This is a genomic window from Paenibacillus sacheonensis, assembly GCF_009909195.1.
GTDB lineage: Bacteria > Bacillota > Bacilli > Paenibacillales > Paenibacillaceae > Paenibacillus_Z > Paenibacillus_Z sacheonensis.
Genome location: NZ_JAAAMU010000014.1, coordinates 76,363 through 100,651, shown reverse-complemented (window position 1 = coordinate 100,651; position 24,289 = coordinate 76,363). Strand labels below are relative to the sequence as shown.

The 24,289-nt window shown below is 57.4% G+C and carries 10 protein-coding genes; 3 read left to right on the top strand and 7 right to left on the bottom strand.

What is annotated here, in order from left to right:
- Positions 1-4: 4 nt before the first annotated feature.
- The gene (locus GT003_RS22890) at positions 5-208 is read left to right on the top strand and encodes a type II toxin-antitoxin system antitoxin (protein WP_161702229.1); all 204 of its coding nucleotides are present in this window, start codon (positions 5-7) and stop codon (positions 206-208) included.
- Positions 209-342: 134 nt separating this feature from the next.
- Here the strand turns inward: GT003_RS22890 and GT003_RS22885 are convergent, their stop codons facing one another.
- The 6 genes from GT003_RS22885 to GT003_RS22860 form a co-directional block, all read right to left on the bottom strand.
- Positions 343-1,119 carry a squalene/phytoene synthase family protein gene (locus tag GT003_RS22885; RefSeq protein ID WP_204798957.1) on the bottom strand — a complete coding sequence of 259 codons (777 nt, stop codon included), beginning with the start codon at positions 1,117-1,119 and terminating at the stop codon, positions 343-345.
- 255 nt (positions 1,120-1,374) lie between these two features.
- Positions 1,375-1,722 (bottom strand): VOC family protein, encoded by a 348-nt coding sequence (locus GT003_RS22880; protein WP_161702225.1) that lies wholly within the window; start codon positions 1,720-1,722, stop codon positions 1,375-1,377.
- 486 nt (positions 1,723-2,208) lie between these two features.
- Complete coding sequence (locus GT003_RS22875; RefSeq protein ID WP_161702223.1) at positions 2,209-3,273, bottom strand: DUF4037 domain-containing protein; 1,065 nt, start codon at positions 3,271-3,273, stop codon at positions 2,209-2,211.
- A 3-nt stretch (positions 3,274-3,276) separates the two neighbouring features.
- Positions 3,277-4,395: a phosphotransferase family protein gene (locus tag GT003_RS22870; RefSeq protein ID WP_161702221.1), complete on the bottom strand. Its 1,119-nt coding sequence runs from the start codon at positions 4,393-4,395 to the stop codon at positions 3,277-3,279.
- A 481-nt stretch (positions 4,396-4,876) separates the two neighbouring features.
- Complete coding sequence (locus GT003_RS22865) at positions 4,877-5,728, bottom strand: DMT family transporter (protein ID WP_161702219.1); 852 nt, start codon at positions 5,726-5,728, stop codon at positions 4,877-4,879.
- Between the two features lie 453 nt (positions 5,729-6,181).
- Entirely contained in the window at positions 6,182-8,554 is a 2,373-nt protein-coding gene (locus GT003_RS22860) for a glycoside hydrolase family 95 protein (protein WP_161702217.1), read from the bottom strand.
- 204 nt (positions 8,555-8,758) lie between these two features.
- Between GT003_RS22860 and GT003_RS22855 the strand changes: the two genes are divergently transcribed.
- Both GT003_RS22855 and GT003_RS22850 read left to right on the top strand, forming a co-directional pair.
- On the top strand, positions 8,759-9,322 hold the full coding sequence (locus GT003_RS22855) for a DMP19 family protein (RefSeq protein ID WP_161702215.1): 564 nt from the start codon (positions 8,759-8,761) through the stop codon (positions 9,320-9,322).
- A 149-nt stretch (positions 9,323-9,471) separates the two neighbouring features.
- Positions 9,472-9,891, top strand: a complete 420-nt coding sequence (locus tag GT003_RS22850) for a DUF6526 family protein (protein WP_161702213.1) — start codon at positions 9,472-9,474, stop codon at positions 9,889-9,891.
- 86 nt (positions 9,892-9,977) lie between these two features.
- Here GT003_RS22850 and GT003_RS22845 read toward each other — a convergent pair whose 3' ends face one another.
- Complete coding sequence (locus tag GT003_RS22845; protein WP_161702211.1) at positions 9,978-23,903, bottom strand: S-layer homology domain-containing protein; 13,926 nt, start codon at positions 23,901-23,903, stop codon at positions 9,978-9,980.
- Positions 23,904-24,289 lie beyond the last annotated feature (386 nt).

Genomic DNA, 24,289 nt, shown 5'->3' with positions numbered 1-24,289 from the left:
TGCCATGCCCTCCAAGGATAAGAAAGCATTCCCGCTGCGACTTGATCCCGATCTGCACCGGGCGTTAGAGAAGTGGGCCGAAGACGAATTCCGAAGCGTCAACGGCCATATCGAATTTCTGCTTCGCGAGGCGCTTCGCAAGGCTGGCCGGTTGAAGCCGGCGATGCCCCCCGCAGCCGGCGAAGAAGATGATCTTGAACAACCTTGACCGTTATCGGACGATCGCCAACGCATCCAAAAAGCGATATAGGCTGATCTTCCCCGTCAAGCATAATTGCACAACAAAAAGAAGCCGCTGCTTATCAACGGCTTCTTTTTATTATCCGAATAAACTCGATTCCATTAACCGGACACGCGGCTCACGATTTTCAGCACGGTATCTCTGGTTAATTTGTTCCCGCCGACGGAGATCAGGTTGACCGTCGCATGCGCCAATGCCAGCGGCACCTTGCAGAACTTCAACGCAGGTCCCTCTTTCAAGTCGGCGATATAAGAGTCGGCTTGCTGCAGATTCCGGCGCGTATACTGCTGCATCTCCTTGAAACCCCAACCATCCGGGAAGAAGTCGACGCCGCGTTTCATATCCTCGTTTCGATTGCGGAGAATATTGACGGCCTGCAGTCCTCTTCCGAAAGCAATCGCTTTCGTCAAATCGGATTGCGTTCCGTCATGCCATAGCCAGAGCTCGGACAGCATCTCGCCGACCATGCCGGCCACGCTGTACGTATAGCGATCCAAATCCTCTTCCGTATGGATATGCCACCCGTTTTGAACCCATTCGGACATTTGCAACGCCATCTTCGCGATGTAACGATTGACGATCGGGGCTGCCGAGGACGGACAAAGATCCACCCACTCGTCGAGCTGCAACGTAACCGCCGGCAGTACCGCCTGATATGGCGACAGTAATTTTTGTAAGGCTTCCGTAACTTGCGCGGCTTGGAAGGCATCGTGTATCCCGAGCAATAGTTCCACTTTCAACTCGTCCGAGAGTTGTTCGTGATCCTCTATTTCATCGATTGCCCGCATGCACAGATAGGCGGATGTTACAGCCTCTTTCAATCCTATAACCAACTGGCTGATCGGAATATAAAAAGTGCGGCTTGTTTTTTTCAACATAATTAAAGCATCGTTCAGGACCTCGTTATTAATTTTGATTCCCTCCAAGCATCAGCGAAGCAGTTTACTATCATGATAACATACGATAAGACTAGCAATCCAATAAGCTAGCCATTTCCTCGGAACATTGTATCTATTTATACCGCGAAATTCAACAATCCGCCCTTTATTTCATAAAAAAGGAGCAGCTGCCATCGGCGGCCTGCTCCCAGAGGTATTAATTTCCTTATCCCGCTATCTCGGTACATTCATTCGTTATCTTTCCCACAGCTCGACCAGTCGACCGTCAGGGTCTTCAATCCACACAAACTTCCCGAATTCACTATCCTCCCGCGCCTTCGCAAGCGGGACGCCGAGTTGTTCAAGATGCGCAATCGTCTCGCTCAGATTATAGACCTCGAAATTCAACATCACCTGTTGTTCGGCCGGAAAATAGCTGTCGCTCTCGGTAAAGAACGATAAGACCGTCTCATTGCCTGATTGGGGTTTGATCACCGTTCCGTTCCAATCGTTGATTTCGATCTTCAACACGTCGCTGTACCATTTTTTCACCGCATCCAGATTCCCGGTTCTCCAGAAGACGCCTCCGAAACCCTTGATCATTACAGCCAACTCCTGTCAGTCTTCAAATTTTCGCGATCGGATTACAATCTATATTCGAGATTTACCTGCAAGTTCCTTTGCGACTGTGCTGGCCATTGGAATGGTTAAGTTCATGTATGAAATCGCCGTTATATCGCTATAATTAGTGAATTCCTGCTGCAAAACTACTCCAACAACTATGAGCCGCTCCTTCAAACTTTGTTCGACGCTTGGGTAACTGCAGTTGCAGGCCAAATACCTGAGGCGGGCACAAAACACCGCAACTAAAAATCATGCAATGGAGCAAAATAACGGAAAGGCTCTTTCTCATCCTATGTGAAAGACGCCAATCACTGTCTCACCTTCATAGTCAAACAGAGGAATATCGCGGCCACCTTGTGGTCTGCCGTTCTGTGTTGCTATCGCTTCTTTGGGTGAATGAGGCATTTCACCGTCACAATAGGCCGCGATTGACGCAGCCAAGATGAAGCGATTTCTTCGTTTTGCTTAGATCGGACGGTCAGGCTGGAATAGATTTTTCAACGCTTGCCTTGTACTTCTTCCTTCTCCGTCCGCCCCCTTCATTGTTCTGAAATCCGTGTTGTCCGTCATCTGGTCGATGCTGCCGATCAAACGCGTTCGGGATAGCTGCCGCAGCTCTGCATCCACGATCCGATTGGCAATTAGGCTTGCAATCTTTTCACCGTTCATGACGTTAAAGGGCCGATCATAGAAAGCGGAAACCTCATCCGGGATTTTCTCGGTGAGCGCAAGCCCGTTATGCATCGTCGATAAATGCTTGTAAGCATGATTCAACGCACGCTCTCGTTCTCTCCATGTGACGGCCGTTTGAGCCGTCCACAGTGGAGACAGGAGTGCCTCTGCGCTTTGCAAACGTTTAAACGCGGTACCGAACCATTTTGGGTAAGGCGCATACCGACGCTCCATGAGAAAGCAGAGATTCATGATATCGCGGACAAGACGCGAAGCGATGATAGCGGAACCCAGTTCGTCGCCGGCATAGCCCGCACGAAGCATCAGATGTTCCTCCTGCCCGATTCGCTGCCAACCGGATGCCAATAGATACAGCCAAATATCGTGAGGATAATACCCGAATCGTTCGCGCAGGGCGGAAAGCTGACCGCGATCGTCCCTGTAAACTTCCCCCTGCGTGACTTCGAGCAGCGATTGCGAAGGAAACGTTAGCCAATCCAGAAGCTCTATCCGTTCGGCTTTGCTAACGGCAAAATAACGCTCGATGAACCTCGGCACCGTAGTAATGACGCACTTCCTTATATCGACGGGGAATCCATAGAACCGTTCCGGCGCTTGCTCTTGCAGCGTTGATCGTATTTGTTCCGCATGCCCGATATCTGGTTGGTCAAGAAAAAGATAGACCCGAGGCACCCAATCGTGGTCCGTCGACATTTCCGTATCATATCCGAGCACCTCGCTGCCCGGACCAATGAGCGCCGATGAATAGGACAAGAAAGCGGCATGCTGCGCCATGACGGGTTCAACGATCTCCAGATGAAAGCGACGGCATAATTCGATCCCTTTCATAAAAGACATTTTCTATTCCTCCAATCGCCTTAGCGCTTTGCGCAGGTAGAATGTCGGTGGTCCCAACTCGCCTCGAGACCTGTCCTCGGTGTGACGCAGGATGGATTGATAGCTTACCGCGTGGTGCATCGCATGCACAACCTCGCAGAGCGACCACAGCTCCAGTAATCGATCCATCGGTTCGAAATCGCTCCACAATTCCAAATAAGCGTCTCGCAATTGCGTCCGGAGCGGTAGATCGCTTTCGTCGAAGATAACGAACATGTCCATGAATGGATGGGCTACGCAAGCATCCGTCCAATCCAAATAGGCAATTCTTCCTTCACGGATTGCGGCGTTCCCCATATGCAGGTCACCATGGACGAGCGTAGGCGGCACCGCATAGTCGGAGATTCGTTCGCACATTGCTATTATTCGAGGCAGGTATCGTCGAAGCTCGCCGAGCTCTTCAGGCGCAAGTTCCGAAACGACGAGCTTATCCGCTAACAACGGCTCAACAAAGGGGACGAGCTTCTCGGGCCTTCGGTCCGCGCAGCCCAGCTCGATTAGCGCTTCGGTACGGTTTACCATGTCGAGTTGAACCTCGCCGAACGTACGCAGCAGCGCTACTTTATTCTCCACGGTGTCCCGGCTTAATTTGTCCCCGGCATCGGCAAGGAGCATCCAGCCTTCAGCAGGTACAGATGCCAGCACGATCGGCACGCGACCTGGAAATAGGTCCGCCAAGTAAGTCAAAATCGCCGGTTCCTGAGCGAACATCGGCTGCTTGGCATTGGTTTTGAAGTATACGATTCCCCGCGCGGTGACCAGTCGAAGCACGCAAGACAGGCTCCACCACTTGAGCGGTGCCGGAGGTTCAGTAAGATGGAATCCCAGCGTTCGAAGGGAATTTTCGATCCAGTGCATTGCTTTCGTATACCAGCCGGCACGTTCCCAAGGCTGTCGGAGCTCCGGTATATTCCCGCTTTCCGCTTCAAGCAAGTAATCACGAACGATCTCGCAGTGATTCGGAGTTAGTACTAATGCCTCTGCGCCGCTCCATTGTTCACGATGCTTAAGCGCGCCGAATGTGGACGCTGCGCTTTCCAGCTCGAAGAATGCGTCATGCCCGCCGCCGCTGTTCGACTGCATCCATACCCTACGAAACGCGATGACAGGCCTTCCGAGAAGCCGGGACATCTCTCGCGTTGCCATTTCATGGGATAACTCTGCTTGCCCCTTAACGATTGTAGCAGGCAGCTGACAAACTGCGTTTGTATGAGGCTTAACCGTCAAAAGTTGACCGGAGGAGGGGTTACGGAGCAGACCGTAAATAACGGATTCAGCTTCATGTCCATGGGTATCGTTCATCATTAACCTCCCTGTATTCTCTTCTGATAGGCTAACCGAAATTGAAAATAATGCAATGTCTTATTTTGTATGCAGCACACACAGTTCATCCATCCGGTATCCTGCCGATTCGATCAATTGCAAAAAAGAGACCCGCAGCAACGGGCTGCGGGTCTAAAGTGTATATTTTAAAAGGGGGTCGAGTTCTATTATAAGCCGGCTTCATTAAGACAAGATGAAGCTCGTATTTCAATTCGATTACATTTGCCATACGCCGGTTTCGCTAGCCGAGCACGCTGATGACGATAATGCCGAATGCGATCACGATCGACGATACAATACGCGCTTTTCCTTGTTTTTCTTTCAAGACGGCGATGCCGAGGAACGTCGCAAACACGATCCCCACTTCCCGAATCGGCGAGATCTGCGCGATCGGCGCGAATTGCATGGCGACCAAGAATAAGAGATAGGAGCCCGGATTCAGCACCGACCCCAGGATGAGGACCGGCCAATTGCTTCTCCACTCTCCAACCAGCTGCCTGGACCTGAGCACGGCAGGCGTCAACGCCGCCATAAACCCGAGATTCGCAACCTCGAGCAGCGCAAGCGGAGAGATATAGTCCAGATTGAATTTATCGATGAAGACATACCCCGTCGTGCAAAGTCCGACCGAGAACGCGAGCAGAATCGACTTGCGCAGCGCGGGATCCATCGAGCGTCGGATCGAAAGGCCGCTAAGCTTATAAAAGCCGGCAAGAATGCACACTAACCCTGCCCATCTCCACGCGGACAAAGACTCCTGAAGGAAGACGACGCCGATGACCGGAATGAGCAGCGTCCCCGTCCCGCGCATGATCGGGTAGACTTGCGACAAATCGGACGAATCATAGGTCTTGGATAATAAAATCGCATACATGCCCTGGAAGAAGAACGACAGCAGGAGCAAGCCGTATCCTTTCGGCGGAATGGAGGCCGTCGCGAGCTCCCAAACCGTCGACGGCAGCAGAACGGCGCAGGATAGGGCCATGATTAACCACAAGAACTCGTTTTTATTGCGACTTTGCTTGGTAAAGAGATTCCATACGGCGTGCGTAAGTCCGGACGCCAGTACGAGCAGGCTTGCGATGACGTACATCGGTTCAACTCCATATATTCGCTTATCGTGTATCGGGATGATGCTCGTTGGGTTGAGTCGATTCCGTACCTCATCGTACCGCAGGCCCCTGGAGCGTAAAAAAAGAGAAGTAATCTGCGCTCCTCTTAACACGATAACAAGCTATCGGATTCTATTCAATAGCCTTCTAATCGATTGCAGCCGTTCTCTCTCTCTCTCTCTCTCTCTTTCTCTTTCTCTTTCTCTTTCTCTTTCTCTTTCTCTTTCTCTTTCTCTTGCTCTCCAGCAGCGTTACCGGCCGGCGGCCCGCAACGAGGCGGCCCTGCGGGTCCTTGCAATCGACCATCATTCCGAACGCAGCACCGCTTGCTCGGCCAGCAAAAGAACCCCGAACGCCGCTTATACAAAGCGGGATTCAGGGTTCTTCGCGCTGCTTCCTTACCTATTGTTCATGCTCTGCGCTGCCCGCTATGCTCATCGAAACGAAATCACGTACCGCTTCCCTTGTTCGACCGGAATGCTGCCGAACCCGTCATCCGTTGCCGTCCATGCGATGGTCTCTCCATCCGAGGTGACCTCGCGAATCGGCTGCGAACGCAGCAAGCAATTCTGAGCGTTGTTCGATACGATGACCGCTTCGACCAGCACGCCATTCTCCCAGCTCAGATCGACCTCGCAGCCCCCGCGGCCTCGGAGGCCTTTAACGTAACCGGTCCTCCACGCCGACGGCAGCGCCGGAAGAAGCGCAAGATGGTCTTGGTGCGACTGCAGCAGCAGTTCGGCGATTCCCGCGGTCGCCGCGAAATTCCCATCGATCTGGAATGGCGGATGCGCATCGAACAGATTGGCGTACACGCCGCCGCCGTCGTATTCGAGCGGTTCGTTTTCCTTGATCAGGTTCAGCAAATTCGAGATTAACCGCTCGGCACGATCGCCATCCTTGAAGCGCGCCCACAAGCCGATTTTCCAGCCCAGGCTCCAGCCCGTTCCGCCGTCCCCTCTGCGTTCCAGCGAAGTTCTCGCCGCATCGAAGAGCGCCGGCGCCGATTCTTCCGTCAGCTTCCTGCCCGGGTAGATACCGACGAGATGCGAGACATGCCGGTGATGGACGTCGCCGTCCTCGAAGTCCTTGTCCCATTCCTGCAAATGACCGTGGCTGCCGATTTGGAGCGGATGGAGCTTGCTAAGCGCGGCAGTCAATTCGGCTCGGAACGTTTCGTCGAGCTCCAGCACTTCGGACGCTTCGATGCAGTTGTCGAAGAGCTCGCCGATCAAGGTCAAATCCATCGTCGACGCGGCGCTTACGGCACTATGACGGTCTCCGTATCTGAAATGATGCTCCGGCGACGTCGAAGGCGCGGTAATCAAATAACCGTCTTCGTCCTCATGCAGCCAGCTCAAGCAGAACAACGCCGCTTCCTTCATGACCGGATAAGCCCGCTCCCGGAGAAACGCTTCGTCCCGCCCAAACGCATAGTGCTCCCATAGATGCTGGGTCAGCCATACCCCGCCCATCGGCCAAAACGCCCATGAAGCATCGCCTTCGCCGTAAGCGCCCACCGGTGCCGTCTGCGCCCACAAATCCGCATTATGATGCGCGACCCAGCCCTTCGCGCCGTAATTGATCTCGGCGGTCTTGCTGCCGTTGGCGGCCAGCCGATCGATAAAATCGAACAAAGGCGCATGCATTTCCGCCAAGTTGCAGCTTTCGGCCGGCCAATAATTCATCTGGGTGTTAATGTTCAGCGTATAATTGCTGCTCCACGGCGCCCGGGTATGCTCGTTCCAGATCCCCTGCAGATTGGCCGGCTGCGTGCCCGGCCGCGAGCTTGCGATCATGAGATAACGCCCGTAGTGGAACAGCAGCTCGACCAGTCCGGGATCCCGGCTTCCGAATTCGGCGATTCGCTGATCGGTCGGCATGTCCGCCGGCGCCAAGCTGTCTCCGAGATGCAAGTCTACCCGCTCCATCCACGGGATGTGATCGGCAAGGTGATCGGCAAGAACGGCAGCATAATCCTTCTTCAATACCGCTTCGACTACGCCGGCAGTAAGCTGTCCCGGCATGCGCTGCGCGCTGGGTGCACCTTGCTGGGGATCGAAGCTGGTCGCCGCGCTGAAATACAATACCGCGCTGGTCGCTCCAGCAATGTGAATTCCGCCGCGGTCGACGCTCATCGTGCCGCCCTCGCGTACCGCGGCAAGTCGGCCATGGAACCGCAGCGCTTTCGAAGTATCCGGATCGCCGTATCGGATCGGATGATCCTGCTGTTGATAATTAGGCGCGACATGCTCGGGCGCCGTGCCGGCAATGACGTAATGCTCGCCGTCGGTTGAAGCGGAATAACGAAGCAAGCTGTCCGCCTTGGCATGGAAGCTCAGCTGCCCCGGCTTGCTGGCTGTCAGACGAACGACCAGCGTCCGATCGGGGTGAGACGCGAATATTTCTCTCGTATAACGGATGTCGCCGATCGTATACGCCACCGACGCGATCCCTTGCCTCAAGTCCAGCTTTCTGTCGTACTGCTTATAATGATCGCCATGCTCCATGACGAGCTGCAGATCCCCGAGCGGCAAGTAGGACTGCGTATAAGGACCCATCATGCCTTTGCAGAGCCGGTCGGCTTCCTCGTACAAGCCTTCGCTGACGAGTTTTCTGACTTGCGGCAGGACGCTGGCGGCCTCGCTATTATTCCAATCCTTCGGATAACCGGACCACAGCGTGTCCTCGTTCAAGGCGATGCGTTCGCGTTCGACGCCTCCGAACACCATCGCGCCCAGATTGCCGTTCCCGACTGGAAGCGCTTCCGTCCAAAAGATGGCCGGCTTATGGAATTGAATGTTCATTCCTATTATTCCTCCTAGTAAAAAATGACAGGTCAGACTAAGTATAAATGAAACGAAGACAATCATGGAAGAAATTATTAGGATGACTACTCACAACAATACCATAGGGAGCACAGGATGGAATGATCGATTTCTTCGAAAGCTACCGCTAATCGATGAACTTTAATGGTATATTTGAACAAATAAATAGTGACAGGGTGACCCATGGATACGATTAAGGATACTGTAAATAACTTGCTGCAACAGATTAACCTGCGCACTTCTAATCCAGAAGCTATCCTCGCGCATATTGCAATGAATATATATGAAAGTGATTATAAAAAACTCCGTGAAAAGGAAAGTTTCGGTCTGCTTCCTGTACTATTGCAAGACATCATACTGCTAATAAATTTTGATATCGAACTGCAAATGAACGGCATTATCGGTTTTTTGGAAAATTCATCCGGCGAATTTTTCGAAGAGACGATTCAAGCTCTTTACAGGATCCATGCATCCGAGGACTTTAAGATTATGAGCGGCATCAAAGACTTGTTACTCTTGAATCATATTGACCTACGGAAAATTAGAGAAGATATGAATAGTCTGTACTTGTATCAGGTTTCAACGTCTTCTGATCTTCATGGCAGGAATATGAACGAATTACTGGATGTAATCGCCACTCAAGCTGATGGTTTGTACCTGTACCGCAAACATGCCAATATTTTTGATGATCATGTGTATCGTTACGTGGAAGCAAACAAAGAAAGTTTAATGGTCTATCTACGCTAATACTTCTTCATCCAAAGCAAATGCTTTATAACCGTTCCGCGCCAGATTTCATTGCAGGTAACTTTAAAGCCGTGTACCTATTCTTCCCGCAGGAACTCTGATACGATGAATATCATGGACGTAAATAGATCCTATGGGAGACATTGACCTTGACCAAACAAAACTATCAGAACCACGTGAGAATGCATCCGTTGTTCCATTATGTGGGAGCGCCATTGATTCTCGTAAGCTTCCTTGGTGCGATCGTTTTTCTCTGCTCCGAGCGTACTTGGTTTTCCTTGCTTTTCCTTGTTTGTACCGCGGGCATTTTAATTACCTTCTTATTAGTTCGTTCCTACGCCACGAAACTTCAAGACCGCATTATCCGGACCGAAGAGAATTTCAGGCATTTCGTGCTGACCGGCGCTCCGCTTGATCCTCAGCTTACCGGGAGTCAAATTATCGCCCTGCGTTTTGCAAGCGATCAGGAGTTTCCAAACCTTTGCCGTCTGGCCGTGCAGCAGAAGCTGACATCCGTTCAAATCAAGCAAGCCGTTCAGGACTGGAAAAATGACGAGCATCGCGTGTAACTGGGAGTTCTCGCCCGAAGTAACATAGCTGATAATCAGAAAAAAGCGGCGCGCGGGAATTCTCCCTGCGTGCCGCTTTTTGTGTATTACGCGTACCTTTTCACGATTTTCGTCACGATCTTGATCAGCCTGATGTAGTTCTTGAATTCGGCGAAATAATTGCCGATGACTTTCTCGATCATCTTCTGGATGATCATGATGCCGATCTCGTCGCGATACACGTCCCATACCGTCGAGAGGATGTCGCCGACGTTGAATCCGCCTAGGCCCATCAGCTTGGCTCCGTCCTGGAAGCCGATGACTTCGGTATTCCGGAGCTGCAGGGCAACGTTCGTAATGCTGATACCGGCTTCCCGGAACGTGGAGATCGCGACCAATACCGCGACTTCGTTGTCGTCGATCAAGGCTCTCTCCGGCGTGCTCAGCTCGTCGTAGAAGGCTTGTCTTTCCTTCGCCGAGATGGCTTTGATGATCAAGTACGTATCCTTCAAGTTGTTGCCGTTCGCCATCTGAAGCGCGCTGACCAGCTCGACCAGCGAGATCAAGCCCGAATCGAGCATCCCTTGCGCGACTTCCTGCAGCGTCCAGCCGCCGATCTCGTCCAAATACATCGGAATCCAAACGACGCGGCTGCGACCGGCGATCAATGCCCGGGTAAGATCGGGAACGTTCGTAAAGCCGCCGTGATATAGCGCGTCCGCGATGGCGAAGAAATCCGTGTTCATATTCCCGAGCAGCGTGCCGAGCTGCTCCGCTGTATATCCGTTCTCCTTGAGAATCGCGATCGTGTTATCGGACCGGATGTTCATGTACCGCAGGTACTCGGAAGGCGAATATCCGTCGCGAATCAGCCAGCGAAGCTGATCGTCGCTTGAACGGTCGCGCAAGTAAAGCAGCGCATCCTGTACCGATAAACCGAACGTCCTGAGCAGCGCCGCGACGCCGTCTCCGTGCTCGCCGTAGAAACTCAGGGCGCCCATAAGCGCGCGTATCTCGTACCCCGCTTTGTACATGGCCCGGGCGATCGCCGTCATGTCGGCGTTCGGCAAGCCGGCTCGCACGATCGCGATCGTATCGATCGGAGACGCGCTCGCCGTACGGATGAACGCGACGATCGCTTCCGGCGTATTCACGTCGAGGCGGACCAATTGCGCCCCCTGCTCCTCGTTCGTTCCCGCGTTCTGGCGGGAGCGGTTGAAGTAGTTGTACCTCATCTTCAAAATGCTGGCGTTATCGAAGCCGAGGCTAGCCAGCGTGTCGATCAGATAGCTCGCGCCGGCCGTCTCCAGTACGCCCCGGCGATCCAATTCCGCCGCGACGTCATTCGCGTTGCCGCCCTTGTCCTTGATCCGCTTCAAGTACGCGTACAAGGGATCCGCGCCGAACACTTCGGCCACGGCCGCGCGAACTTTGTCCGCAGGGATGACTTCGTTCCGAATGGCGTCGGTAACCCCTAATGCATCCAGTCCGAAAATGACCTTCAGCGCAAGTACGATATCCGTCGCACTGAACTTGTCGCTCATATAGACCGCGACGCTGTTCGGCGTGGACGTTTTGTCCGGCGGAATCATTTTGGTCAAATAGCCGATGTTCTTATCGCCGTAGTAAATCGCGACGACCGCGAGACCCAGCTCCGTTTTGCCGTAATAAGGCGAGAGCATCGCCGTCGTCTGGTCGGCTCCGAGCGCGTACGCATCCTTCAGGTATTGCACGACGTCGTTGACCGGGGCATTCTGCTGGCGAAGGAATGCCGCGGCGCCGTCCGCCGTCTTAATACCGAATAGATCAAGCGCTTCCTGCAGCGTGCCGGATGTCGCATCCGATCCGTACGCCTGGTCGACGGTCGATTGAATCGCGGCCGCGCTGTATTGGCCGAGTGCCGTCAACATCGCTTTGGTCTCCGCGTTCGTCTTGCCGTAGTTCGACTTTAACGACTGGGCGATGTAAGCGACCCGATAACCGCTTTCGTTCATCAACGATACGAATCGTTCCGAGGTCAGAGCGCCGTCCGTCTTCAACGCCTCCACGAACGCCGAATCGTACGTCGTTCCGTATGCGGCGCCGATTCCGCCGACGATCGCCGCCGGCTCGAACGAACCTCCGGCCAGGAACAGCTTCGCCGCGGCTGCCGCGGATTGACCGAAGTCGGTCTTGAGCAGACCCGCGATGTCATAGAACGAGAAGCCCGCATTCCATAGATGCGCGATCGCCGCTGCCGCGTCCGTAATGCCGGCCGTTTGCAAGGAATCCCGCGCAGCCTGCGCGGCCGAGGATTGCCCGCCTTCGCCGTATTGCTGATGCACGGCCCACTCGATCACGCTGTCGCTGTCCGGATAGGCGGCGATCAGCGCTTCGATCGTGACGTCCGCCCCGTTGCCGTAGTACGAACGGGAAGCTTCGATTACGTCTTGCATCGCGTAACCCAGGGAGCGCAGGAAAGGCGCGGCCTCCCCGATCGTTGCCAGTCCGCTCTCGTCGAGCAGATCCTCGAGGCTTTGGTCGATCGGCTGCCCGTAGAGCTCGGCGATCTCGTTCAAGACATCCGATGCGCCGAGATGCCCGTCATGGAGCAAATCGTAAGCCGTCTTGCCGGCCGACAGCCCGTAATACGTCTTGGCCGCCAATACGATGTCCCGCAGGGCGAAATCGAGCGCACGCAGCCGCGGAATCGCATCCGCGAAGCTCGCGACGCCCATCCCGGTCAACGTGCTCAGCTGCGTCTGCTGCAGCGTTTGCCCATAGACGTTCTGGACGGCGGCGTCGATCTCCGGAGAGGAATACTCGGTCGTCACGGCAAGCACGCCGATCGTCTCCCCGCTCGTCAAGCCGTAATGTTCTTTGCCGACACGCGCGAGCGCGCTCAGTCCGAAGTACATTTTCTTCAAATACGGCACTGCTTGTTCGAACGTATTCAAGCCGTTAGCGGCCAGCGATTCGACGATCGTCTCGCTCTGACCGCTTCCGTACACGTCTGCAACGGTGCCGACGACGTTCGTTTGCGGATACAAGCCCGAGGCGACCAACGCCTGCAGCGCATTTCCCGACGAGAGGTCGTATTCGTTCTTCGCCAGCTTCACGATGCTCGCCAGGCTGAAATTCGCCCGGTTCATGAACGTAATCGCTGCCGCGTACGAAGTCGATCCCTGCGCCTCCAGCAAGTCGTGAACGACGGACTCGACGGATTGGCCGAATAGCGAAGCCAGCGTCGTTGCGACCGCATTCGTATCGACCGTATGGTTCGCGGCGAACAAGGCGGCGATCTGTCCGGCGCCGCGGGCGAAGCGTTCCTTGGCCACGGCCGCGATATCGCGGAATCCGAAGCCGGCGTTCCGCAAGTAATCGACGGCCGCTTCTACTGTCGTGATGCCTTGGGCATCCAGCGCCTCCGCCATCGTCGTCTCGATCGTCTGTCCATACACGGACGATAGCGCCATTAATACCTCGTTCACGTTATTCGGGTATCTCTTCGAAAGCGCGTAAGCGGCTTCGCCGGCATTCAACCCGTAGAATTCTTTCAAACTTCCGGCCATGTCGGACAGCTTGTAGCCGCCCAGCGCCAAGAAATCGATGCCGCTCTCGGGCGTTACGCTGCCGGACGCGGTCAGCAGCTGCGCGATCGTGATTTGCTGCTGCGCGTACAAGGACTGAATCAGCTTGATCGTGCCCTGCAAATTACTGCCGTACGAGAAGCGAACGATTAAGCCTTGGATGACTTCGTCGCGGCTGAAGCCGCCTTTGATGAGCGCCGGACCGAGCGCGTCGTACGTCCGGTAGGCCGGATAACGGGCAGCCAGCGTGTTGATGACGGACGTCGCCGTAGCTCCTTGCGCGCGAAGCGTCTGGATCCAAAGCATGATCGGGTCGCTGCCGTACGCCCAGGCGATGGCCGCGGCGATGTCGTCCGACGGTTCGCCCGTACCGGCGATCATGGCCGTCGATGCGTCCACGTCCGATAGACCGTAATTTTCGCGAAGCACGAGCGCGATATCGCGAAGCGAATACGGCGACAGCTTGCGAATCACTTGATCCATCGTCTCCTGCTTGCCGATCAGGTAAGCCGCGACGTCGCTCGCCGCGATGCCGTACCGGCTGAAGGCCAGAATCCATTCGGACCAGCCCCTGCGGTCGAACGATGCGGCGACGTCCTCGAAGGCGTAGCCGGCGTTCTTCAGCGCCGAAGTCAAGTAGGGCAGCGCTTGTCCCGCGCCGGAGTACCCGTAAGCGCCGATCGTCCCGTCGATCAGTTCGTCGAGGGTGAATTGCCCGGATAAGCTCATCGCGACGGTCAAATCCTCCAGCGTCGTTCCGCTGTACAAATATTGCGCGTCCTGACGAATCGTGGTCACGCTGCAAGGGCAGCCCGGCATCGCGTTCGTCCGTTCCAGCGCGATCCATTGCTGCAGGTTCATGCCCATTACGCTCTTCAAAGCGACCGCGATGTCGTACTTGTCCCACAAGCGAGTCGGGTAAACGGCAGCCGCCACGGCATTCATGTCGAGCGCCGTTCCGGAATCGCCGGCAAAAGCGGCCAGCAGTCCGGCAATCGCATCGGCAGCCGTATATCGGTTGGCGTAATCGCCGCTCAGTATTTGCAGCGCGTCATTGAGGCCGAACGCCGCTCCGTCTTGCATAATAGCGTCATGCAGCGTCTTGAGCGCCTGCGAAGTCGTTAATCCCGCCAGCTTCAGCTCGTTCAGGACGGAGCTTCGGCCGGTGCCCCGGACGTTGCGCAGGAAGTATGAAGCCGTCGCGACGGGATCGTAACCGCCCTTCACCAAATAACGCAGCAGATGATTGCGTTCCTCGTTCGTCGCGCCATCGTAAAGCGCGCCGACGGCCGCCGGTATGTCCGCTTCGTAGGCGAGAAGCAGCAAGCCTGCACGGTTCGCCAAGTCGTAGCCGTTCGCGCCGAACGCCTTCATGGCATCGCTCGCCGCCGAACCGGTCATCCCCCATGCTTCCTTGATCGTTATGGCGATCATTTGATCATCCGCGCGAACCGTCTTCATCGCTTGGATGACGACAGCCGGGCCGTCGCCTGCTTCCAAGACGGCTTGGGCCACTGCTCTGGAGGAGATGCTTGCTTCCAGCATCGCCTTGGCCGTGTCGGCCTGCGGGAACGACCCGCGAACGATGCCGTACGTATCCGATGCGGAGAAGCCGGCTTGGACGAATACCGCTGCGGCCGTACCGGCGTCGTCGAACGCGTACGCCTGCGCGACCGCGCCGCCGATCGCGGCAGCCGCATAACCCGCTTCGGCCAATGCTTTCGCCATCGCCGCAGCTCCTTCGGACAGCTGCGCCTTCATCGCGGCGGCAGCTTCCGCCGCTTGCCAGCCCGCGGCTTTCAAGGCGCGGATCGCGCTCGCGCCGCTTAGCTCGTATGCGGATTGAACGGCGGCCGCGGCTTCTTGCAGCCCATAACCGGCAGCTTTCAAAATCGAAGCCGCGCTTTCGGCCGTCTCCGCGTACGCCGACCGCAGCATGGATGCGACGTCGGACGCGGAGGCGCCGGCGGCTTTCAACTGGCCCGCCGCTTGCTTGCCCGTCTTGCCATGCTTGCGAAGGAACGGTCCGAACTCGGACGGCGCGTAGCCCGCCGCGATCATATCTTTTTCATAGAAAGGGTAGCTGGGGTCAAACATGGCATCCTGTCCTTGCAGCATCGTCGTCGCGTCGGCTTCCATCTCGCCGAACAGCCCGATAATCGCCGCCTTGGACAATTCGTATACGGCATAGACGGCTCTCGTATACGAGGCGACGGTGAAGCCGCCATCTCTGAGCGCTTTGATCGCTTCCATTGCCGTCATCCCGTATTGACCGCGAAGCACCTGCGCCGGATATACGGCGGAGGAATCGTTGACCGCGCTGCTCGACACGAAGCCTTGAACCGTGGCGGCATTCGCGACCGGCGTCTCGCCGAATGTCGGCAGGAACAGCAGGTTCACCGCCTGCACGCGGTTGACGCCGGCATAAGCGACCAACGCCGTATTCGCAGCGCCGATCACCCTGCCCGTCCCGCTCCACGTCAAGATGATCGTGGTCGGATCGGATCCGAGCGCGGATCTCACGTTGCTCTGCCACTGGTTGTCGATCTTCACCGAGAACGAAGCGGAATCCGTCGGCTTCATCGGTTTGTCGAAGGTCAGAATCACGTTCTTCCCGCTCTCGTCGGACGTCGCAGCGACGAGCTTCGGCGCGGAGCTGATGTTGTTAACGATGCGATCGCCGCCGATATCATAGCCGGTCTTGCTCAGCTTGAGCGTGAAATCGCGATTATAGCCGAGGTTGACGGCGACTTTGTAGCCGAGACCTTCGTCGGAAGCCGTGACCGTTACCGGCGTAACGTTATTGCCGAGGCTGTCGATCAGCGTGACGGACAGGCCGGGAACCGGCGCGTTCAGCGTAATCGTAAAGCCGCTTTCGTTTACGGACTGCACGGCCGCGACGGCCATGATCGGCACATACGCGGTTAGGACCGAAGCGAACGCGTAGCCTTTTTTCGCAAAGGCCAGCTTGTACGTACTGCCTTCCGAGAGCGGGGCTTGCACGATGAATTGACCTGCCGCCGTCCCCGGCACGACGGCCGAGACGGGAATGCGCTCGCCCGCTGCCGTCTCGATCGTCACATCCGCCGGGAGCAAGGCGACCTGCGCAGGAGTAATCGATATTGTAATGCCGTTCGCGTTAGCCCGAGCGACGCTGCTTTGAACCCGGATCGGCAAGATGACTTCGGACGATCCCGTCGTCGGATGCGCCGGATCCAGCACTTCGATGGTATAGACGACGCCCGCCGTTATCGGCACGAGCACCGCGTACGATTTGCCCTTGTTCGGCGAACTCGGATTCTCGTCGAAGAAGGTGCTCGCGTTCAAAGCGATCGCGTTGCCGCTGCCGTCCTTCAGTCGGACGAGCGACGGGCTCAGATTCGGTACGGCCGCGCTAAAGCCGAGCTTGAAGCCGGAAGCCGTCACGTTAGATACCGCAGCGGTTCGAACGTCAATTGCGACCGGCGCCGAGAACGCGTAACCGGAAGCCGTGACCGTTAGGGTATAATGCTTGCCATCCACGAGATCGGCAGCGATCTCATAGGTCATGCCGTCATCGGAAGTCGTCGCCGATCGCAGACCGATGGCGTTCCCCTCTGCGTCCAGCAATGCGAAGCTGCCCTTCGTCAGTCCGGCAACCGCGCTCTGGAACCCAATCGCGATCCCGGCAGCGCTGGCCGATTTCAACGTCGCCGCGACGGACACCGGAACGAACCATTGCCGTCCGATGCCGAAATCATAGCCGCCGCGCGTTAACGCCAGCGTATAGGCCTTGCCTTCCGTCAGCGCTGCATCCACATGATACCGTTCGCCGCCATTAACCGCGGTGACGGATTGAACCGTGACCGAAGCGCCTTGATCGTCCGTAAGCTCGAAGCTGCCGGCCAGTAAGCCTGCAACGGCTTGATCAAGCATGACGTCGAATCCATTGACCCGAAGATCGGCAACGTTCATGCCAACGGTGATCGGCACGTTCACCGGCAACGCGCTTCCGAAGTCATAGCCGTCCGCGCGGATCGTAAGCGCGTACGTCTCGCCTTCGGTCAACGAGCCCTGCAGCGCGTAAGCCAGACCGCCGTTCAACTCGTCGACCGATTCGATCGGAACGAGCCCGCCGCCGGAATTCCGGAGCGAGAAGGCGCTTGCCGGCAAGCCGCCGACGGCGGGGGACAATCTCACGCTCAATTGGCCTGCGTTCACTCCGGCTTGTTCGACCGCGATGACGGTCGGGAAGAATACGGATGTCTCCACGCCGAAGTCGTAGCCTCGCTTGACCGGCTGGACCGTGTACGTCCTGCCGCCGACGAATGCCGCGGTGATGCGGTACGTCGCCCCGTCATCGGTCGAAACGGCTGCGGTTGCGCTAAGCGCACTGCCGTTATCGTCCTTCAATACGAAATTCGAGGCGTTTAAGCCCGGAACTGCCGGATTCAAACCGACGTCTATATACGTCGCACCCGATCGAAGCACGGCCGCGCTCGCCGCAACGGGAACGTCCATGGCGACCGGCGCCCCGAAGTCGTAGCCGTCCTTCTTCGGAAGAACGGTGTAATGCGCCGCGCCCCAGAACGTCGTCTCGATCAGATACGTGGAACCGCCGTCTTCCGTCGTTGCTTGCTGTACGGGAATCGGCTGGCCCCACCCTTCGCGCATGATGACGAAGTCGCTCGCGCGCAATCCCGGTACGGGCTGATCGAAGCTCAGCGTAAAGGCGTTTACGTTCCCCGCTTCGGTGCCCCCGAACGTCGGAACGACCGCTTGGAGCGAGAACGGCAGCGGCGCGCCGAAATCGTAGCCCATCTTGTTGATCGACAGCGAGTATGGAACGCCTGCCGCCAGCTCGGCGTCGACTTGGTACGTCAGCCCGCCGTCCCACGAGACGAAGGTCGCCTTCACCGGAAGGCCTTGCCCGTTCGTCAACGCCAGGTCGGTATCGAGCAGCGCAGTCGGCGACGTGAAGTTCAGCTTGAATCCGTGAACGGACACGCGATCGATCGACGCTTTCTTGGACGTAAGCGAGAACGGATCCGACGTGACGACCGCGTAGCCGGCCTTCGTCGTCGACACGGTATACGTTTTGCCGGCCGTCAATGCGGCTTGGATTTGATACGACAGCCCATCGTCCGACGTCGCGGCGGACGTGATCGCCACCGTATTGCCTCCAGCGTCCGAGAGACGGAAATCGCTCGCGGTCAGCCCCGGAAGCGCCGGTCTCAGATTCAACGTGAAGCCCGATTGATTTTGCCGAAGCACGATCGCATCGACTTTCACGACGTACGCGACGGGTATCGGATCGCCGAACGCATAGCCGGGTACGGTCGTTTTCAGCGTGTACGTCAGGTTCGGATCGAAGACGCCCGTCAGGTGGTAGATCGCGCCTCCCTGATAAGCGGCGGCAATCGCGACCGTACGCCCCGTCCCGTCCACCAGCGTGAAGTTGGCGGCCGTGAGATTCGGCATGTCCGGGAACACTTGGACGGCGATCAAGTTCGGCTGCGTGCCGAGCAGCCGCGTCTGCGCCGTTACCGGCACGTTGAACGATACCGGGGATGCGAGCTTATAATCGTCTCTCGCCAAGTCGACCGTATATCCTTCGCCCGCTTGAACCATGGACATCGTGACCTTATAGGATAATCCCTGGTCCGCGGTCGCGAGCGTATATTGGTTCACGGCGATTCGGCTGCCGTCCGGATTTCGCAGGACGAGCTGGCCAGGCAGCAAGTTCGCGATTCGCGCATTGAATTGCAGCTTAAAGCTCGAAGCCGTCGGATTCGATACCGCTGCCGTAACGAGCTTCGTGATGACGAACGGAACCGGTTCGTTCACTTGCGACGCGGCATCCGGCTTGTATTGAACCGTATACGCCTTGCCGGAAGCGAGCGTGCCCGCGATCGTATACGTCGAACCGCCGTCGCTGGTCGCCGCGGACGTCATGGCAATGATCTCGCCTTGCGCTCCGCGAATAACGAAATTGCGAAGCAGCAGGCCAGCGATCGGAGCTGCGAAAGCGACGGTTACGCCGGAGACCGACGCGCTTGATACCGTCATCGACGGCGGCACGACGAACGCGACGGGCTTCATTTCGAAGCCGTCCAGTTCGAGCGCATACGTATAATTGCCGCCAGGGTGGAATCCGCCCGGGACGGCTACTCGGTAGCTGGCCCCGTTATCGGAAGACTCGAACCCGTTCGGATACACGGTTTGCCCGTTCTCGTCCTTCAGGATCAAGCCGAGATAGTTCTCGATCTCCGGGAATGCGGGCGAGAATCTCAGAATCAAATGTCCGCCTGTCGTGACGTCCGTCACGCTGCCCGTAATGAAGCGATTGACGTGGAACGCGACCGGCGATTGGAATACGGCGAACGCTTTCGTCAACGTCACCGTATAGTCTTGGTTCGATACCAGCTGGACGCGAACGCGGTAAGTCGCGCCGTTATCGTCGGTTGCCAGCGTGACCCCGCTGAGCCGACCGTTGGCCGCGTCCCGGATATCCACGTTCGCCGGCAGCAAACCCGGAATCGCGTTCGCGAAGGAAAGGTCGAAGCCCGCGTTCGTAATCCGCGAGATCGTCGTCGAACCCGCGTCGACGGTATCTGCCACTTGGAACGAGACGCCGGCTTCCGGCAAATGCCCGAGCAGCTTCAGGTTATAGGCGCCTCCCGGCAATTCGGCGTTCAACCGGTACGAATGGCCGTCGTCCGACGTCGCGGCCGACGTAATCGTCACCGGATCTCCGGTCGACGTATTCGACAGCTGGAAGCTGCCCGTCCATAAGCCGCTATTCGGGCGATCCAGCGTGACCGTCAAGCCGTCGCTGCCGATCGCATCGACCGCGATCGTCGAGAGGATCGGGATGTTGATATAGAACTGATTCGGATCGGCATCGGCGTCCATGCTCAGCATGTACTCCCCGCCTGCCAGGCTCGCCGAAATCCGGTACGTAGCCCCGCCATCGTCGGTCGTAACCGAGCCGATCGGGACGGTGACGCCGTCAAGCGTCTTCAGCGTGAACGCGCTGGACGTATCCAGCGTCAGCGGCGGGTTCAGGCTGAGCGTCACGCCCGTCGCCGACACCGCCGCGAGCTGGTTGCGCGCCGCGACCCGAATCGGCTTCGGAGCACCGAAGTCGTAGCCTTCGGCATGGGCCGATAACGTATACGTATGCCCGTTCGAGCCGGCGAACTTGCCGATGTAGAGATGCATTTGCGCATCCCAGACGACTTCGACGACCTCGACGTCGGCTCCCGTTTCGTCAACGACCCGGAAGTTGTCCTTCGTCATATTCGGAACGGCCGGATTAAACCCGGCCATGAACTGCGGCGGGCGCTGGCTCGCGTTCCAAGGATTCAGCGTCGCGCTGACGATGATCGCCGGCGGACCGAAATCGTAGCCGGGCGCGGTTACGCCGAGCGTGAAGGGTCCGCCTGCATTGATTTCCGTCGTCTGCAGCGTGTAGGTCAAGCCGTTGTCCGCCGTAGTCACCGCTGTCGCGACGATCGGATCCCCGTTCGCATTAACGAGCGAGAAACGGGAAGCGTCCAGTCCCGGAACCGCCCGGTCCAAATGAACCGTATACCCGGTATACTGCGGGCTGTACGGTCCGATCATCGTGGCGTACCTGCCGACCGCGATCGTCTCCGGAACGACGACGTCGCCTTCGGCATACTTGCCGTCCGGCGTCTCCACGCGGAAGGCGTAGGTACCCGCCGCTGTCATATCGGCATCGATGCTCCAGGCTGCGCCTCCGTCCTCCGTTCGGATGCCGGAGATCGCAATAGGTTGCCCGCTCGCATCCTTAAGGGCGATCTGTTCGACGGTTAAGCCGCTGAGCGGCGTTTCGAACGTTAATCGGAACGAACCGTGGGACACTTGGCTCACCGACGCGTTCATTCGCTCGGGGACCACCTCGATGGCGACAGGCGCATCGAATGCATATCCTTCCTTGTTCAACGTCAGTGTGTACGTCTCGTTCATGTCCAGCGAAGCCCATACTTCATACTGCGATCCCGCGACGACCGCGCTCAGCATGTCGATGCCGACCGGATCGTTATCGCCGTTCCTCAGCTCCAAGCTGAGCGGCTCCATGTCGGGTACGGTTCGGTCCATCGACAACAGGAAGCCAGCCATCGTAATGCCGCTCGCGGACGGCGACACGACGACGGTGCCGGGCACGCCGGGCACGACGACCGCAAGCGCCGCGCCGAAGCCGTAACCGGACTTGGTTATGGCCAGCGCGTAAGACGATCCGGCTGCAAGCATCGCGGCTATGGCGTACGTCGCGCCTCCGTCGGCCGTCGCTGCCGTCAAACCGATCGGCGCGCCGAGCGCGTCCGTCAAGCTGAAGTCGCCGGCGGACAAGCCGTCGACCGCGCCGCTCAGCGACAAGGTAAACCCGGTTTCGGAGACGGCGCTAACCGAAGCCGTCACCGGAACGGTTTCCGGCGTCGTGACCGGCACGTATACGGATTTGGGAGTGCCGAAATCATAGCCTGGTTTGGCAACGGCGAGGGTATACGTGCCATCCTCGGCCAAAGCAGCCGCGAGCGTATACGAACGTCCGTTATCCGAAGCGACTGCGTCCGCGATCCCGACCGGATTGCCGGCCTGCTTTAACGTAAACGCAGGATCGGTTACCGCTTGGTCGAATACGACCTTGAAACCGACAACCGAGATATCCATGACATTCGCGTTCACATGTATCGTCTGCGGAGGCGCTGCCTGCACCGAGAAGGTGACGGCGCTGCCGAAATCGTAGCCGGTTTTGGCCAATGCGACCGTATAGGTCTCGCCTTGCACTAACGCGGCGACGACTCCGTACGATAAACCGCCGTCCAAAGTCGCCACGGATCCCACCGTGACGGACTGCCCGCCGATGTCTTGCAATGTGACCGCGGACGACGTCAAGCCCGTCACCGCCGTGCTGAAATTCAATTTGAAGCCGGAGACGCCCGCTTGATTCGCGGTTACCGCCACGTTCACCGTCGTCGGTCCCGTCGGGTCCGGCGGAATGATGATGCCCCCGCCGCCTCCGCCGATCGGCGCGCCGGCATCCTTGCCGCCGCGCTCCGTCTTGTCCACTTGGAGCGGCTCGGTCTCGAACACGACGCCGGGCGCATCCACGAGCGCTTGGGCGATCTCGCCCGCGCCTCGCACGCTCGTCGTGCCGTGCAGCTCCGCATGCGCGACTTTGACGCCGCCGTTCAATGTCACCGTCGTCCCGCCGACGGTCTCGTTCACGACCAATCGGTCGATCGAACCCGCTTCGACGATCAATTTCACGTCGCTCTTGATTTCGACGAACGCGAATTTGCCGGTTAACGAGACTTCCCCGTCAGCGGTAATCGAGATGCCCTCGATGCCGGCAGCCGGCGCCGTCCCATTCGATTCGATCCGCGCATCCGTCCGAACGTCCATCTGCTCGATGACCGTGGAGCCGTCGACGACGACGCGGATGCGTCCGTCCTTCTTCTCCACGACCACGGTACCAAGCTTGGAGTCGTCGATATGCACGCTGTGCTCGCCGCCTCCGTTAATGGCCGTCGTGCCGTTCACGGTGACGCCTTCCAAGAAGACGTCCCCGTCCCCGACCGCCGGACCGATCGTCAAGCTGCCCTCGACGATCACGTTGCGAAGCGTGACGCCGGGAACATCGATCGTTAGATCTCCCGCAACGGCGAACGTGCCGGATGAAGGTCCATACGTACCAGCCTCCCGCAGCTGCTTCGCGGGAACGACGATGCCTCCCGCTGCGTTCGGAACCGACTGCTTCAAGATCCGATCCAGCACGACGACCGCTTCGGCCCGCGACATGCTGGCCCCAGGACGCAGCGTATGGTCCGGATAGCCGGTCACGAGCCCCGCATCGAGCGCGGCACCGAGCGCATAACGGCCGAAAGCCGGCACGCTGCCTTGGTCCTTGAACGCGGCAAGCGGGTCCGTGTCCTCGCGAACGAGTGCCGGCACCAGCTTCGCCAGCATCGATGCCGCTTCGACGCGGGTCAGCGTCCGGTTCGGACGAAACGTTCCGTCCGGAAATCCGGAGACGTAACCCTCCCCGGCGGCCGCGGCCGCGTCGGATGCGTACCACGCGCTTGCGGACACGTCTTTGAACGACGAGCCCGCTCCGCCTTTATACGCGAACAACCGGTTTGCGAGCGCGACGAATTCGATCCGCGAGATGCTCGCATCCGGACGGACCATGCCGTCGTCGAACCCTTCGATGTATCCCTTTCCCAGCCATTCGGTCAGCGTGCGCTCCGCCCAATGGCCTCGTATGTCCGTAGGCGCGGACGAAACGCCTTCCGTCTCCGCCGCATTCGCATATCCGGTCCCCGGCTCAATCAAGCCGCAGACGAGACTCACGATGACGAGCCAATGAATGAAGCGCTTCGACCGCTTTCCGTACCCGATGACACCCATAACGTATTCCCCTCTCGTCGATCCCTCCGTCGATGACGGATTCATAGCCTTTATGCTCCGATTCTACTATCCGTCACTAAAAGAATAATGAAAGATTTAGACAAAAAAAGACAAAAACCGCGCCCGGACTGGGTTTCGCGAACTTTTGCCTTTGAATTCGGACTTGTATTTGCTTTCTAGTTGGGCTTTGCTTGGTCTCTATGAGCACTTCTACTCGTGCTCTTTTTAAGCTCTATCGTGCTCCATTTGCTTTCTGATCACCTTTTTATCCGCCTCTTTATTCGCCTTTCGATTTGTCTCTCTTTATTCTTTTTATATGTCTTTCTTCTCGCCTTTCCTTCTTCTCTCTTTTCGCCGATCCTTCTTCATTCCTTCTTCATTCCTTCGTGTTTCTTCCGTCATCTATCTTCCGTATCTAAGCCTACCTCGAA